This window comes from Ruegeria sp. CG11, assembly GCF_056537245.1.
This window is the reverse complement of the sequence record NZ_JBQFRE010000020.1, coordinates 36,897-52,590: the sequence shown is the minus strand read 5'-3', so window position 1 is coordinate 52,590 and position 15,694 is coordinate 36,897. Positions and strand designations below refer to the sequence as shown.

14 protein-coding genes and 1 tRNA gene are annotated in these 15,694 nt (G+C 59.1%); 9 read left to right on the top strand and 6 right to left on the bottom strand.

Going from position 1 to position 15,694, the window contains the following annotated elements:
* Positions 1–281: 281 nt before the first annotated feature.
* Entirely contained in the window at positions 282–896 is a 615-nt protein-coding gene (gene msrQ / locus ACR0KW_RS21420; protein WP_480806820.1) for a protein-methionine-sulfoxide reductase heme-binding subunit MsrQ, read from the bottom strand.
* 4 nt (positions 897–900) lie between these two features.
* The gene (gene msrP, locus ACR0KW_RS21415) at positions 901–1,803 is read right to left on the bottom strand and encodes a protein-methionine-sulfoxide reductase catalytic subunit MsrP (protein ID WP_480806819.1); all 903 of its coding nucleotides are present in this window, start codon (positions 1,801–1,803) and stop codon (positions 901–903) included.
* A gap of 246 nt (positions 1,804–2,049) precedes the next feature.
* On the opposite strand from msrP, the gene ACR0KW_RS21410 reads away from it, so the two are divergent.
* The 3 genes from ACR0KW_RS21410 (at position 2,050) to ACR0KW_RS21400 (ending at position 4,976) form a co-directional block, all read left to right on the top strand.
* On the top strand, positions 2,050–3,012 hold the full coding sequence (locus ACR0KW_RS21410) for a hypothetical protein (RefSeq protein WP_480806818.1): 963 nt from the start codon (positions 2,050–2,052) through the stop codon (positions 3,010–3,012).
* A gap of 167 nt (positions 3,013–3,179) precedes the next feature.
* The gene (locus ACR0KW_RS21405) at positions 3,180–3,995 is read left to right on the top strand and encodes a cyclase family protein (protein ID WP_480806817.1); all 816 of its coding nucleotides are present in this window, start codon (positions 3,180–3,182) and stop codon (positions 3,993–3,995) included.
* A 57-nt stretch (positions 3,996–4,052) separates the two neighbouring features.
* Positions 4,053–4,976, top strand: coding sequence for an alpha/beta hydrolase (locus ACR0KW_RS21400; protein ID WP_480806816.1), 924 nt, complete (start codon positions 4,053–4,055; stop codon positions 4,974–4,976).
* Positions 4,977–5,021: 45 nt separating this feature from the next.
* Here ACR0KW_RS21400 and clpB read toward each other — a convergent pair whose 3' ends face one another.
* Complete coding sequence (clpB, locus tag ACR0KW_RS21395; protein ID WP_480806815.1) at positions 5,022–7,640, bottom strand: ATP-dependent chaperone ClpB; 2,619 nt, start codon at positions 7,638–7,640, stop codon at positions 5,022–5,024.
* Between the two features lie 305 nt (positions 7,641–7,945).
* On the opposite strand from clpB, the gene ACR0KW_RS21390 reads away from it, so the two are divergent.
* Entirely contained in the window at positions 7,946–8,803 is an 858-nt protein-coding gene (locus ACR0KW_RS21390) for a glycosyltransferase family 2 protein (RefSeq protein ID WP_480806814.1), read from the top strand.
* A gap of 21 nt (positions 8,804–8,824) precedes the next feature.
* Here the strand turns inward: ACR0KW_RS21390 and ACR0KW_RS21385 are convergent, their stop codons facing one another.
* On the bottom strand, positions 8,825–9,145 hold the full coding sequence (locus ACR0KW_RS21385; RefSeq protein ID WP_480806813.1) for a hypothetical protein: 321 nt from the start codon (positions 9,143–9,145) through the stop codon (positions 8,825–8,827).
* Positions 9,146–9,294: 149 nt separating this feature from the next.
* Between ACR0KW_RS21385 and pyrF the strand changes: the two genes are divergently transcribed.
* Both pyrF and ACR0KW_RS21375 read left to right on the top strand, forming a co-directional pair.
* Complete coding sequence (gene pyrF / locus ACR0KW_RS21380; RefSeq protein WP_480806812.1) at positions 9,295–9,999, top strand: orotidine-5'-phosphate decarboxylase; 705 nt, start codon at positions 9,295–9,297, stop codon at positions 9,997–9,999.
* A 359-nt stretch (positions 10,000–10,358) separates the two neighbouring features.
* Positions 10,359–11,612: a DNA polymerase IV gene (locus tag ACR0KW_RS21375; protein ID WP_480806811.1), complete on the top strand. Its 1,254-nt coding sequence runs from the start codon at positions 10,359–10,361 to the stop codon at positions 11,610–11,612.
* Positions 11,613–11,614: 2 nt separating this feature from the next.
* Here the strand turns inward: ACR0KW_RS21375 and ACR0KW_RS21370 are convergent, their stop codons facing one another.
* On the bottom strand, positions 11,615–12,475 hold the full coding sequence (locus tag ACR0KW_RS21370; protein WP_480806810.1) for an N-formylglutamate amidohydrolase: 861 nt from the start codon (positions 12,473–12,475) through the stop codon (positions 11,615–11,617).
* Between the two features lie 150 nt (positions 12,476–12,625).
* Here ACR0KW_RS21370 and ACR0KW_RS21365 point away from each other — a divergent pair.
* Both ACR0KW_RS21365 and ykgO read left to right on the top strand, forming a co-directional pair.
* Positions 12,626–12,700: transfer RNA gene (locus tag ACR0KW_RS21365), tRNA-Val, on the top strand.
* Between the two features lie 90 nt (positions 12,701–12,790).
* Complete coding sequence (ykgO, locus tag ACR0KW_RS21360; RefSeq protein ID WP_008755722.1) at positions 12,791–12,916, top strand: type B 50S ribosomal protein L36; 126 nt, start codon at positions 12,791–12,793, stop codon at positions 12,914–12,916.
* Between the two features lie 145 nt (positions 12,917–13,061).
* Here the strand turns inward: ykgO and ACR0KW_RS21355 are convergent, their stop codons facing one another.
* The gene (locus ACR0KW_RS21355) at positions 13,062–14,420 is read right to left on the bottom strand and encodes a tetratricopeptide repeat protein (protein WP_480806809.1); all 1,359 of its coding nucleotides are present in this window, start codon (positions 14,418–14,420) and stop codon (positions 13,062–13,064) included.
* 222 nt (positions 14,421–14,642) lie between these two features.
* Between ACR0KW_RS21355 and ACR0KW_RS21350 the strand changes: the two genes are divergently transcribed.
* Positions 14,643–15,659 carry a Fe(3+) ABC transporter substrate-binding protein gene (locus ACR0KW_RS21350; RefSeq protein WP_480806808.1) on the top strand — a complete coding sequence of 339 codons (1,017 nt, stop codon included), beginning with the start codon at positions 14,643–14,645 and terminating at the stop codon, positions 15,657–15,659.
* Positions 15,660–15,694: the final 35 nt, after the last annotated feature.

The window sequence follows — 15,694 nt, the reverse complement described above, 5'->3', positions numbered from 1 at the left end:
CAGTCTCTCCCGTGTGTCTCCACCGTCTCTCCGATGCGTCCCACCGTCTCACCGGTGTGTCCCGAGCGCCTCAGCAGCGCCGGTGAAGGGGGTTCTAAGTATAACCAACACTAGCCGCAAGTGGAAAATTCGAGAAACCTGCAAAAAACCGCAAAAACGTATTTTTTACAATAAAAACAATTAACTACAGATTCACAAATTGCGCCGGCTGCGCGTTTCCCTACTGACCCCACCCCGAATCCAGGCTTTTGCACAGGGTTACCCACAGACTCGGTCGCGAGTCAGGCGGAATCGGCCTCACGCGGCCGAGTCAGCAGACCTGCAAACGGAACACGCAGCAGCAACAGACCGATAATCAGGGACAAGTAGACCAGCGGTTCGATCTGGAAGCCCTTGGCCAGCATGACATAGTGCACCCCCCCCAGGATCGCCGCCGGGAAGACCAGTCGCTGCAGGCTGCGCCACCGGGCCCCCAGTTTTCGTACGGACAGATTGTTCGATGTCACCGCCAGTGGCAGCATCAGGACAAACGCCGCCATCCCGACCGTAATATAAGGACGTTTGAGAATATCGGCCCAGATCTGGCTGGGTACCTGCACGTCCAGAACAAGCCACACCAGCAGATGCAGACTGACATAAGTGAATGTCAGCACGCCAAGAGCACGGCGGAACTTGAGCAGGTTCAGACCAAGGAACCGCCGCAGCGGAGAAATCGCCAGCACAGCGATCAACAATTGCAGCGCCAGTTCTCCATACCGATGCTCCAGCGCCTCGATCGGTTCGACACCCAAGCCTCCGGTCAGTGCCTGATAGAACAGCCAGGGGGCCGGAAGCACCCCCAGCAGATACACCGCCCAGACGGGGATGCGGCGCAATATCTGATTCACCCGCTGCATAGGCTTAATAGTATTCCGCCAGATCCATGCCCTCGTACAGGCCCGCGACCTCTTTCTCGTAGCCATTGAACATCAGGGTCGGGATCCGCTTGGCAAACAACCCACCGCCGATCTGGCGTTCCGAGGCCTGCGACCAGCGCGGGTGATCCACGTTCGGGTTCACATTACTATAGAAGCCATACTCGCGCGGGTTGGACATGTTCCAGCTGGTGGGCGGTTCAACATCCGTCAGGGTGATCCGCACAATCGACTTGATCGACTTGAAGCCATATTTCCACGGCACCACCAGACGCAGCGGCGCGCCGTTCTGGTTCGGGATCGGACGGCCGTAGATGCCGGTCGCCATTATGGACAGCGGATGCATCGCCTCATCCAGACGCAGACCTTCGCGGTAGGGCCAGTCCAGAATCGGATAGCGCACGCCCGGCATCTCATCCGGGATCACTGCGGTTTCAAAGGCCACAAATTTGGCGCCGTCCTGCACACCCGCCATATTCAGCAGATCGGCCAGTTCGAACCCGTTCCACGGAATCACCATCGACCAGGCCTCGACACAGCGGAAGCGGTAGATGCGCTCCTCGACCGTCATTTCGGACAGGATGGCCTTGAAGTCATAGTCACCCGGATTATCGACCAGACCGTCAATCCTGATGCTCCAGGGCTCGGTGGTCAGGGCGCCGGCATATTTGGCCGGATCGTCCTTACCGGTCCCGAATTCGTAGAAATTGTTGTACGAGGTGATCTCTTCCCAGGTGTTCGGCTCCAGCGCCTCCTGCGCCGCGGCCCCCCGCGTCATCCCTGCCAGTCCGACACCTGCCAGCCCGGCCATGACCTGCCGCCGGTTCAGAAACGCCGCCCGGGGGGTGACGTCAGCATGTGTCAGTGTATTGGTCCAGCGATGCGCCATGTATGTCTCCAGTCGTCAAACATCCTCGGATAGTGAGGTAATCCGCTGATAGCACAGAGCCAAGGAAACAGGCGTCACGATTGAGAGACGAGATTGTAACGTATCAGGTCCGTCGGCCGGTCACTGCGATTCCAAAATGACACATTGCCGCCCTGCATTTGACAATCCCTTCTGAAAAGAACTGGCGCAGCCTGTGCGGCTTGGATACGCCGACAGTTAAACGAATACCGATAAGAGATTACTACAGTGCTGTTTGCCAAAGCGTTCCCTTTGTCCCTGTCCATTTGCTGGCGCCTGGCCGTTGTCTTGCCGGTCATGTTTATTGCCCTGACCCTCTATAACCTGGTCGGAGTCCTGGTCGGGTTTCTGCTGGGCCTCATCTTTCCGCCATTTGCCTTCATCGTTACGTTCCTGATCATGGCCTCTTCCAGCGTCGTTCCGACCCTGCTTGGGACAAGGATGGGGCTGCAGGTCAAAGGCGTAAAGCCCAGCACGGGCATCAAGGGGCTGTTCACCCCGGCGGTGATATATGGCGCCGTCGAGGGTGTAAGCGTGACGCTTATTGTTGGCGTGATCGTTGCGGCATCAATATTCGTGATTTCACCGGACATTCTGCAACAGAGTGAAGTCGCCGACCTGGCGCTTGAATATGTCGACCCGTCCTGGGCAATTCCTGGGCTGCTGGGGCTGCTAGCGGTCTTTCTGTCGGTGTGCTCGATCCGGGCCAGCCTACTTGTGCCGATCACATCTGCCTCGATCGGACGGGACCCGGACGGTATGCACTATACACCTTTCCGGCATTTTCGCGCCTCGTTCGGCCCGTTGTTTGCGCTGACCATCTTCAGCTATGTCGGGATGATCGCCCTGCACGTGCTTCTGATCGCGCTGATGATCGCCTTGGACTATTTCGGTTCCCTGCAGGCTGAACTGCAGGAGTTTGAAGACATGACCAAGGGCATGGCCTCGATCCGGCCCCTTTGGTCGCTGCTTGGCCTGTTCGTACTCTACATGCTGATCGGGACATGGGCTTTCAGCCTGCAATGCGCGGGCGGGGTACTGGGGTATCTGAGGTTGCGCGAGACGGCACCGAAACTGTCCGAGGTGATCGAGGCCAATCAAAAGTCCAGGCAGGACAACGAGGACGCCCCACGCATGAGCGCGGAAGACTTGCGCGCCCTGCGCAAAAGCCGCCAGACAGGCGGCTACTAAGCCCGATTTGCGTAAGTGCTTGCAGGCGCGGCCGTGGCGGCGCCTACATCCTTCCCGGGCTTTACAACGCTTGCGGCAAAAATGCAGGCTGATCCTCAGGTACTGAAGACGAAAAGCGGATGGCCTGCCCGTCCCAACAGCTGAAGAACCTCAGAGGGAGAAGACGAATGTGTGACATTTGCGTAATGAACGCCGTCAAGGACCGCATGCTGTCGCGACGCGGGTTTTTCAAAGCCGCCGCTGCCACCGGCGTGGCCGCTGCCGCAACCGGGGCTGCCGCACCTGCGGCGCTGGCTGCAGGCCATGGCGGGATCGAGGACATGACCCACACGATCAGTCCCGATTTCCCGACCTATTTCGGAGAGCCGGGATACGCGTCCGAACAGGTTTTCAACTTCGCAGACCACGGCTTCAACGTGCAGCGGATGGTGGTGAACGAACACACCGGCACGCATATTGATGCACCTTTGCATTTCTCGGCAGACGGGGCCTCGGTGGATGAAATCCCGGTCTCGGATCTCGTGGCACCGCTCTGTGTCGTGGACATCGCGGCCCGCGCGGCCGAGGACGCGGACACGCTGCTGACCCCGGATGACCTGAGGGCGTGGATTTCGGCCAATGGCGATATTCCGGACGGTGCGTGCGTTGCGCTCTATTCCGGCTGGGCCGCCAAGGCCGACAGCGATGCTTATCGCGGATTTGATGGTGAAGCACAGCATTATCCCGGTTTCCATGTCGAGGCCGCGCAGATGCTGATGGAGGAAACCGGCGCGCGGTCGATCGCATCGGACACCCTATCTCTGGACCACGGCCCCTCAACGGATTTCGCCACGCATTATGCGTGGCTGCCAACCGGCCGTTTCGGGATCGAAAACATGGCCGGTCTGGACCGGGTGCCAGCCGCCGGTGCCACGCTGGTTATCGGCGCGCCCAAACATGTCGGCGGCACGGGCGGTCCGGCCCGGATATTTGCACTGATATAAGGCCGTTTCTGACCCGCCTTTGCAGGCGGGTCTTTTGCCCCCTCTCAAGCTACCACTATGACCAAAGACCATCCCTCCCCCACCTTTGCCCTGATCAGTCCCGAAGCCGAGGCCTTTGCCGCCCAGGCCCCAAACCGCGATCTGAGCCAACCTCTGGACGACCTTCGGGCCTTGTTGCGCAAGGAAAGCGAACAGGGGTGCGCGTCAGTTGTTAAAAAGACCGGCGTCACCTTGTCCGAGCAGACAATCGCAGGCGTGCAATGCATGGTCATCACGCCACCTGAACCGCGCGTGGGCCGAAAACTAGTCTATCTGTTCGGCGGCGGGTTCACCTTGGGCAGCCCGTTCGAAGACCTACCGATTTCCGCTTCGCTCGCCGCGAAGACCGGGGCTGTAGTGATAGCGCCACATTATCCGCTGGCCCCCGAACACCCTTACCCGGCCGCGCTTGATGCCTGCACTGCGGTAATCTCGTCCGTTTTGGCCGAAACACCGGGCACCTGCCTGTGCGGAGAGTCTGCTGGCGGCAATCTGGCGCTGGCCGCGCTTCACCGACTGCGTGCAACTCATGGACCGCAACCAAAGGCGCTGGCCCTACTGTCGCCGTTTGTCGATGTAATCAACCCCGGAGACAGCGGACGGGCTGACCGCGACCCGTTCCTCAACCAGTCGGAAATCGAGTTTTTCCGGTCCTGTTACGTGCCCCAGAACGCCGACCCGACGCACCCTGACGTCTCACCGATCTACGGTTCGTTCGACGTCGATTTTCCGCCCGTCTTCCTGACCAGCGGAACACGCGATCACCTGCTGAGCGGTTGCGTGCGTCTGGACCACCTTCTGCGCGAGGCGGGCGCGGACTGCACCCTGCGCATTTGGGAGGGCATGTGGCACGTGTTCGAATTCTACCCGGATATCCCCGAGGCAGATGCCTCACTGACGGAAATCGCCGGCTTTCTGAATCGGCACTTTGCCGGGACATAAAAAAGACCCGCCGAGGTGGCGGGTCTTTCAGTACTAGGGCGCCAGTTAGTGCACGACGGCATCATCCGGGCGGGGGCGTTCCGACGTTCCCAACCGGTCGCCGATGATCAGGCCATCGGTCCCGGCGGTCACGGGAACGGCTTCGCCATCCTTGATCTCACCGGCCAGCAAGGCTTCGGCCAGCGGGTTCTGCAGGGCACGTTGGATCACCCGCTTGAGCGGACGGGCACCAAAGACCGGATCATAGCCTTCGTTTGCCAGCCATTCCTTTGCGCCATCGTCCAGCGCCAGCTCGATCTTGCGGGCAGCCAGACGTTTCTGCAGACGTGCCATCTGGATATCGACGATGCCATCCATGTCGGCCCGCTTGAGGCGATCAAAGATGATGGTCTCGTCCAGACGGTTCAGGAACTCGGGCCGGAAATGCGCCCGGACCGCATCCATCACATCCCGCCGTGCCTGCGCGCTGTCGGCGCCTTCGGGCAACTGGCTCAGTGCCTGAGACCCAAGGTTCGACGTCAGGATGATCAGCGTCTGCTTGAAGTCGACGGTGCGGCCCTGACCATCGGTCAGAACGCCGTCATCGAGAACCTGCAACAGCACGTTGAACACGTCTGGGTGCGCCTTTTCGACCTCATCGAACAGCACGACCTGGTAGGGCCGGCGCCGCACGGCTTCGGTCAGCACACCGCCTTCGTCATAGCCGACATAGCCCGGAGGGGCACCGATCAGACGGGCGACAGCGTGTTTCTCCATGAACTCGGACATGTCGATGCGCACCATCGCGTTGTCATCGTCGAACAGGAAGTTCGCCACGGCCTTGGTCAGCTCGGTCTTACCCACGCCGGTCGGGCCGAGGAACAGGAACGAACCCAGCGGGCGGCCTTCGTCGTTCAGACCCGCGCGCGCGCGGCGCACGGCGTTGGCCACGGCAGTGACCGCCGCATCCTGACCAATCACGCGCGAATGCAGATCGTCTTCCATCCGCAGCAGTTTCTCACGCTCGCCTTCCAGCATCTTGGCGGTCGGGATACCGGTCCAGCGTTCGACCACCGAAGCGATCTGTTCCGGACGCACCGTTTCCTCGGCCATCATGGCGTTGCTTTCGGCGTTTTCGGCCTCGGTCAGCTTTTTCTCAAGCTCGGGGATGATGCCATAAGACAACTCACCCGCTTTCGCCAGGTTGCCCTCACGCTTGGCGATCTCCAGATCAGCCCGCGCTTTGTCGAGCTGTTCTTTCAGATCACGCGCGCCCGCAAGCTTGTCGCGTTCGGCCTGCCACTGGGCGGTCATCTCGGCGGATTTTTCCTGCAGGTCGGCCAGGTCCTTTTGCAAGGTTTCCAGACGATCCTTCGAGGCCGCGTCATCCTCAAGCTTCAGCGCCTCTTCCTCGATCTGCATCTGCAGGATCTGACGGTCGAGTTGATCCAACTCCTCGGGCTTGGAATCCACCTCCATCCGCAGACGCGACGCCGCCTCATCAACAAGGTCGATGGCTTTGTCGGGCAGGAAGCGGTCGGTGATATAACGATGCGAGAGCGTCGCCGCCGATACCAGCGCCGAGTCGGAAATCCGCACACCGTGGTGCAGCTCGTACTTTTCCTTGATGCCACGCAGGATGCTGATCGTGTCCTCAACCGTCGGCTCGGTGACCATCACAGGCTGGAACCGACGCGCAAGGGCCGCGTCTTTTTCGACGTATTTGCGGTACTCGTCCAGCGTGGTCGCGCCGATACAATGCAACTCACCCCGGGCAAGCGCAGGCTTGATCAGGTTGGCGGCATCCATTGCGCCGTCGGACTTCCCGGCACCGACCAGCGTGTGCATCTCATCGATGAACAGGATGATCTCACCGGCGGCTTCAGTGACCTCGGTCAGAACCGCCTTGAGGCGTTCTTCGAACTCACCACGGTATTTCGCACCGGCGATCAGCGCGCCCATGTCGAGCGCCAGCAGCTTCTTGTCTTTCAACGATTCTGGCACGTCGCCATTGATAATGCGCAGAGCCATGCCCTCGGCGATCGCGGTTTTACCGACGCCGGGTTCCCCGATCAGAACCGGGTTGTTTTTGGTGCGGCGCGACAGAACCTGCATCGAGCGGCGGATTTCCTCGTCTCGCCCGATGATCGGGTCGATTTTGCCCTCAGCCGCAGCCTCGGTCAGATCGCGTGCGTATTTCTTGAGCGCGTCATAGCCCTCTTCCGCCGACGCGCTGTCAGCGGTGCGACCCTTGCGGATGTCGTTGATCGCCTCATTCAGTTTCTGTGCGGATACGGCACCGGCCTCCAACGCCTCTTTGGCTTTGGACTTCACCATGCACAGCGCCATCAGAACGCGCTCGACCGGCACGAAGCTGTCGCCCGCCTTGGTGGCGATCTTCTGCGCCTCGTCCAGAACTTTGGCAGTCTGGCCGTCCATGTAAATCTGGCTTGCGTCGCCGCTGACCTTCGGGATTTTCCCCATGGCCGCGTCCAACGCCTCGACCACGCGGCTGGGCGCACCGCCCGCGCGTGAAATCAGGTTGCTGGCCAGCCCCTGATCGTCATCCATCAATGCTTTCAGTATATGTGTGGGCTCCAGTCTCTGGTGCCCCTCGCGCAGCGCAATTGTCTGCGCCGCCTGTACGAACCCCCGTGCCCGCTCGGTGAACTTGTTTAAGTCCATAGCAATCTCCTTTATCTCAAGCGCCCTGAATATGATGCGCCCGCTTGGCGGCACACATCGGTCTGGGCCTCGCATTCAATCTGGTGAATTTCTAAACGCTTTCAAGACATAGCATGCGCAAATACTACTGCATCGTCCCTTCGGCCCGCGTGCACTACGCCGGTTATTGACGTCGGCGCCACGAACCACGTTGCTATGCCAGATGGCTCCAAATAGTCGAAAGGGCGCTATCTCATCGAAGCCTTTGGCCTTGCCCGAAGATTCACGCTCAATTAGTTTCGCGTCGCCGACAGGGAGAGTTCGAGTTGAAAGTTTGCGCCGTCACCATGGTCTACAAGGATCATTGGTATTTATCGAAATGGATTGAGTATTACGGCCAGCTGCTCGGCACCCAAAACCTGTACATCATTGGTCATGGCAACGATGAGGTTCATTCCGAACTGGCGAAAGACTGCAACCTGATCAGAATTCCGCGCAATCAGTTGCCGGAAGATTTTGATGAACAACGCTGGCGGATGCTCACCGATATCTGCGCCGTTCTTCTCAACTCGCATGACTGGGTGCTGTGCGGAGACGTGGATGAAATCGTCCTGCCGACACAGCCCGACCAGACGCTTCTTCAGGTATTGGAAAGCCAGCAATCGCAAAGTGTCGTAGGTGCTGTGGGGTTCGAGGTCGAGCCGCTGACGGACAGTCGGTTTCAACTCAGGTTTTCGGCCCGCTATTCGAAACCCTTTGCCCTGAGCGAACCGATCACGTTTTCTCTGGGCGCGCATGGGGCCTTCCATCCTTGGTCACACACCCCCGGGCTTGCGCTGATTCACTTTCCGCTGGCCAACAGAACATCCCTGCAACACCGATCCGACGCGCTTGAGGCTGATTTCGAGGCGTTGCGCAACGCACCGGCGCAGGACCGCAGTTTCCGCCACAACGCTTTACTCAAGTGGGGCGATGTGCAACGTCGCAAAGCCAACACCACAGCGCACGTGCAAAACAGTGATACCCCCGTTTCCCTCAGCGACGCCGTACTGCAAGCCGCGCCGCATCTGGCCAGCTCGATGAAGGTTGTTGAGGGCAAGGAATATCGCGTGGCACCGCGCAGGCTGCGAAACATCAATATCCTGGCGGAAATGGATGACAGGCTGACCACGCTTTTCTCCTAGGCTCTGCTACGCCCGTGCGGCCTATCGCCGTGGAACGGTATACACGGCATAGCCCCCGGTTTTCGCCACCTGCCGCGCCCCGTACATTTCGACCAGCGATCGCTCGGCATCGCTGCCTGTCGGGCAGGACACAAGATCCGCTGCGTCATCCAGAAAATCGATGGTAAAAGCCGTTTCTCCGGTCAGCTGGCAATCGTCATCGGTGGATCGGTATCCGCGCACAAGACGCAGATCATCATTTGTCGGCGACACGATGAATGTATCCGCCGCCTCCGTCTCCAATGGCATGTCCTGACAGGCCGCCAATACCAGAACGAGTCCAAACCCAAACCGCGCTTTCATATTCCCCCCATCAGAATTGCTCGCATGTTCGACCGGCACCATAGCACAGCCCGGTTTTCGCGACTTGATCTAAATCTCTCCGGCGCTGCATGGACACAAGCGTCCGAAACCGCTAGGACGCAGACGTTTGCCAAAAAGGAGCTTGCCCCATGTCCGATGACCGCCTGATCGTTGCCCTTGATGTCCCGAACGCCCTGCAGGGGTTGGCCATGGCCGAGCGGCTGGGCGATGCGGTGTCCTTCTACAAGATCGGTTTGGGGATGCTGACCGGTGGCGGGCTGGCCCTCGCCAATGAGTTGAAGCAGGACCATGGCAAGCGCATCTTTCTGGACATGAAGCTGTTCGATATCGGCAACACGGTGGAAAACGCCGTGCGGGGGCTGGCGCAGTTCGATCTGGATTTCCTGACCGTGCACGGGGACCCCCACGTGGTCCGCGCCGCGAAAGAAGGGGCATCCGGCAAGGACCTGAAGATTTTAGCGGTGACCATCCTGACTTCGCTGAACCGCGATGATCTGGATGCCAGCCTGCTGAAACAAGGTGACGTACAGGATCTGGTGGTTGAACGTGCGGCCAAGGCTCTGGAGGCCGGGGCCGATGGCGTCATCGCCAGTCCGCAAGAAGCCGCCCTGATCCGCGCCCTGCCGCAGGCCGAAGGCCGCCTGATCGTCACCCCCGGCGTTCGCCCGGCCGGGGCCGCCTTGGGCGACCAGAAACGCGTCGCGACGCCCGCCAGCGCCATTGGCGATGGCGCCGATCACATCGTTGTCGGCCGCCCGATCTATCAGGCCGACGACCCGAAAGCGGCCGCCGAGGCGGTTCTTGCCGAGTTAAATTCCTTGACACAGCACTGAGGCGCCCCGCCAAATCAGCGGATATTCGCGGCTAAAAACGCAGCCAACCGGTTGACCTTACGTCACTTTCCCGCCGATCCGCGCCAAATCGTCCCTGTGCCCCAAAACACACATGAAAAACCCGAGTTTTTCTTCTGTGAACTGGATCCTATCGAAACCGGTGAATTTGAGCGATTCTGGGGCTGTGATACTCCCCGCGGACCGTCTCTTCCTGAGGTCCGTCACCTCCCCCCGCCACTTCGCGGGGGGTCTTCTTCCGGAAAGTGCTGTGACCTTTGCATCCGCTGGTACTTTGCGCCGCAGCCGGGGCTGGTATAAGTAAACCGCTGACTGGATCGCACGGAAGGCGGGAAAATTACATGCCCGGTCTCTGCCGAGATTGCCTGACTACTTTGACCGACGAACGGCGCTGCCCTTCTTGCGGCAGCCCGCGAGTAAAGACACATCCCGAACTGTTCGATCTATCCATCGCCCATATGGATTGTGACGCCTTTTATGCCTCGGTCGAGAAACGCGACAATCCGGAGCTGGCCGACAAGCCTGTGATAATCGGTGGCGGCAAGCGGGGGGTTGTATCGACCGCCTGTTACGTCGCCCGTATTCGCGGGGTGCGCTCGGCCATGCCGATGTTCAAGGCGCTGCAACTCTGCCCCGACGCGGTGGTGATCAAGCCGCGCATGTCCGTTTATGCTGAGGTCTCGCGCGAAATCCGCAACATGATGGATGAGTTGACCCCGGTGGTCGAGCCGCTGTCGCTGGACGAGGCGTTCATGGACCTGTCCGGCACTGAACGCCTGCACGGCGCGCCGCCTGCCGTGATGCTGGCGCGCTTGGTGAAACGGATGAAGGATGAGCTGGGCGTGACCGGCTCGATCGGCCTGTCGCACAACAAGTTTCTGGCCAAGGTGGCGTCCGATTTGGACAAACCACGCGGGTTTTCGGTGATCGGCCAGGCCGAAACGGCGGATTTCCTGTATGACAAACCGGTGCGGCTGATCTGGGGCATCGGCCCGGCTGCGCAGGAATCATTGGACCGCGCCGGTATCCGCAGCTTTTCCGACTTGCTGCGCTGGGATCAGGAGGCGCTGACCGCACGGTTCGGATCTATGGGTTATCGGCTGTGGCATCTGGCGCGCGGGCAGGACAAACGGCGCGTCTCAGCGCACGAGCCGATGAAATCGATCAGCAACGAGACTACATTCTTTGAGGACACCGCCAGCCTGGACATTCTGGATGGTCACTTGTGGCGCATGTCGGAAAAGGTTGCCGACCGCGCCAAGGCCAAAGCTCTGGCCGGGCGGGTCGTCACTCTGAAACTGAAACGCGCCAATCACAAGACCCTCACCCGCCGCGTGTCCCTGCGCGACGCAACGCAGATCGCTGACCGAATCTATCGCACCGCCCGAGGGCTGTTCGATCAGGTCGGGAATCAGGGGCCCTACCGCCTGCTGGGCGTTGGCCTGTCCGATCTGTGCGCTGAATCGCAAGCGGACATATCGGGTGACCTTCTGGACCCCGGCGCGACCCAGCGGTCACAGGCCGAACGCGCCACCGACGAAATCCGGCGCCGCTTTGGCAGCGATGCGATTGTGAAAGGCCGTGCCCTGCGCTGAGGTCACTCGGCGGCCAGAGGCAGAGATTCCTCCCCAATACCGGCAATGTCCCGGATGACCTCGCGCAGAATCTCCTGAAACGCGGCGAAGTTCTCATTCGGCTCGATTCGGGCTTCGTCCATGTAAAGCGCCCGGTCGATCTCGATCTGCACTGCGTGCTGATCACGGGTCGGGCGACCATAAGTCTGGGTCAAGTAGGCCCCGGCAAAGGGCGTGTTGCGCGCCACGTTCAGCCCGGCCGCGACGAAAGCTGCCTCGATCTGGTCCACAACGTCAACCGAAGCCGACGCCCCGAACCTGTCACCCAGCACCACATCCGGCCGTCGGGCCCTTGGGTTGCTGACCATGGCAACGGCCTCATGCGGCATCGAATGGCAATCGACCAGAATCGCCTGCCCGAACGCATCATGCGAATCGGCGAGCAGGGATTTGATCCGTGCGTGATACGGCCGCCAACAGGTGTCGATGCGCAGCCGGGCCTCATCCATCGTCAGCTTGCCGCGATAAATCGCACGTCCATTGGCCACCACGCGGGGAATCACCCCCAGCCCGGAGGCAACACGCGGATTGTGGCCATGTCGGCGCGCGCCCTGAATCAGCGCCGGATCCAGTTCCTCGGCGCTGCGGTTCAGGTCCAGGTAGGCGCGGGACATAACTGCCGAAATCAACGGCGCACCAAAATCAGCTGCCGCTGAAAACAGCTGATCCACAAAAGCATCTTCCGAGGATCGAATCACGTTCTCGCCCAGTACAGTACGGTTGAGCATGGATTCAGGGTAGTTCCGGCCACTATGCGGAGAGGAAAATACCACGCAGGACGTGCGGCTGGCGGGCATATCCAATACATATGGCGTGTTCTGCATGGTGACTCCTTGTTCGGTTTCAGCATAGACCGGAAAATAGTTGGACCAAACCCCTTGAACCCCTTTGCGACTCCTTTTATAGACCCCGCTACCGGCGCGGGGTTCCGCGCCCCATTTCGTTATGGGGCAGGGCAACGCAAAGGTTTAAGTGGGCGGTTAGCTCAGCGGTAGAGCACTTCGTTGACATCGAAGGGGTCACAAGTTCGATCCTTGTACCGCCCACCATCGTTTAACTGTTCCGGGTTTCCGGGGCACCCGCTAACCCAGGCGCTGGCCACGTCCTTGATGAAGGCGCCGCAGATTGGAGACAGACCAATGAAGGTCAAGAACTCGCTCCGCTCGCTCAAGAACCGGCACCGCGACTGCCGGATTGTGCGTCGCAAAGGCCGCGTCTACGTGATCAACAAGACGCAGCGCAAGTTCAAAGCTCGCCAGGGCTGAGAACTGCACATGACCGTTTAAAGAAGCCGCGCCCTTGGGTGCGGTTTTTTTGTTGATGGGAGTACATGTTCTGAGCAGATAGAGAGCTTTCGCGGCAGGTTTGCAAATGACCGCTTTGTTGTTGGAAATCAGGCAACAGCAATTGCTAGCGCAGTTCCAAGCCCCCGACATTCTCCCATTTGCAAGTGACGTCCTTCAAACAGGCATATACCGCAGCTTGCGTTTCGGGAGTGTAAACATCGGTCCTTTCGCCCGTATAGTACCCCCCATTTTTCATCAATTCCTGAACGTCCCAGATCACACTGTTGTCAGCTATCGCCAAAGCTTCGTCCCATATATCCTGCGCCTCGACCGTTCGGCCCTCTTGCTCGTATACGGCGGCCAAGCGAAACAGCGCCTCAATGAACGGTGGGGAAGTTGCATGGCCTGCATCGTAGTTTTCTGGCCGCGCCAAACGGATAGCTTCCTTGTAGCTCGTCTCTGCTTCCTCCAAACGATCTAACTGTTCGAGAATCTTGCCTTTCGTAGTCCAAGGCATATGCTTTTGCGGCCTGTAGGCGATCAGCCGGTCCACTGAAGTTAAGGCACCCGTCCAATCCTCCAATTCCATTTGAGCTTCCACTTTAAGTTTCAAGCCATCGCTGTAAACAAAAGAGAAGTTTGAATTATGGCTGGTAAACACGTCGGCCGCACATTCATTTCCGGCGGCCCTCAATTCAGATACTTGTGCTCTGAATCCCTCTCCTAATTGCTCGTAGAGTTCCGGGCTTTGAGTCACATACGACAGCTCCTCTAACGCTGCCTCGTATTGTTCCATCTGCATGTTCTGTCTTGCGCGTAACAGCATCAGGTACTCGGGACGATCAGTTGATTGTATCAACAAGTCCAGCGCATTCAGCGCCCCCGTTTGCGGTCCATCCGCATAGTTGGCCAAATGGTTTACGAAAGCCATATCCGGGTTGTTGGGACTCGTGCCTTGTTCTCTTTTTAGAATCTTGTCCAGTGCCGAAGGGTCACGCCCTCCGACCTTCCAGATCACCCACGTCATATACCCAATTCTTCGGCTTGGTGCGCAATAAAGCGGGTCTAGTACCAGAGCCTGCCGATAGTCAGAAATCGCCGATTCCAAATTTCCAGCGGGCATGTTCAATCGCCCGCGCCAATACCAGGCCCAGGCCGAGTTCGGATTAAGCTCCAGAGCCGTGTTGATATCCGACATGGACCCCGCGTAATCACCCAAAATTCCCTTAACCCATGCTCGATCCCGCCAATGGTGATCAATTTTCTCGTCATTCGGATAAGTGGAAATCACTTTGTTGAGCGCCGCCAACATCTCGTTGCACGTCCGGGTTTGGTTTTCCGTGCGGCGCGCCTCCTTGCAAGCGGTCAGTGTGGAATTTACATTTTCAAAAGCCGTAGCTTTAAACGGCTTATAGATGAAAAGACCGACTGTAGTTGTGGCAAGAACCAGAGAGAGCAACCGAAGTTTATTACGTAGAATCATTGGTTAGAAACGTCTGTTTTTTGGAATGCGACTTCAGACATAGTGATGCGCAGAGAGTATGGCTGAAGTAGGGCAGCGCGATTTTCTCAAAGTGTGCCCCTAGCGACAGCGACCATTTGACCTACTAAATTTGTCAGATTTACTTGCATCCCCCCAAGAATTGTTTCATTGACCTTTTCAGTCAGAAATAAACCACCACAGCTTTCAAAGTTGGGAAACATGATGCTGAAATCCTCTACCTGCGTTGCCGCCGCCCTGACGGCCCTGATTGCAACCTCTGCCGCTGCCGAGGGAGAGCTGAACCTCTATTCCTCGCGCCACTACGACACTGACGAAAACCTGTACGGTGAATTCGAAGAGGCAACCGGCATCACCATCAACCGTATCGAGGGCAAGGCCGATGAGCTGATCGCCCGGATGGAAGCCGAAGGGGCGAACTCGCCTGCCGATATCCTGCTGACCGTTGATACTTCGCGTCTGGCGCGGGCCAAGAATGCGGGAGTTCTGCAATCGGTCGACAGCGCCGTTCTGGAAGAGCGCATCCCCTCCAACCTGCAGGACACCGACAATGAATGGTTCGGCTTTTCCCAGCGCGGGCGCATCATCTTTTTCGACAAGGAAAACGTGGCCAACCCGCCGACCACCTATGCCGATCTGGCCAAGCCGGAATACAAGGACCTGATCTGCATCCGGTCGTCCAGCAACACCTACAACCAGACCCTGCTGGCCTCGATCATCACCCACGAGGGCCCCGAGGCCGCTAAAGCCTGGGCCGAAGGCATTGTCGCCAACATGGCGCGCGACCCGCAGGGCGGAGACACCGATCAGCTGCGCGGCATCGTTTCCGGCGAGTGCGACATCGCCGTGTCGAACACCTATTACTTTGCCCGCGCCATCCGCAAAGACGTCAAAGGCGTGTCCGCCGATATTGACTCGATCGGCTGGGTCTTCCCCAACCAGGACAGCACCGGCGCGCATATGAACCTGTCCGGCGCCGGTGTGGCGGCGAACGCACCGAACAAGGAAAACGCGATCCTGTTCCTGGAATACCTGGCCAGCGACTCGGCCCAGAAATACTTCTCGGCTGGCAATGACGAATTCCCGGCAGTCGAAGGCGTCGAGCTTGTGGACTCGGTCAAGGCACTGGGTGACTTCAAGGCGGATGACGTGAACTTGTCCGAGGTTGCCAAGAACCTGCCCGAGGCGCAGAAAATCTTCAACGAGGTTGGCTGGAACTGATCCGAACAAAAACCCGAGCAGTAGAAGTGGGCGCG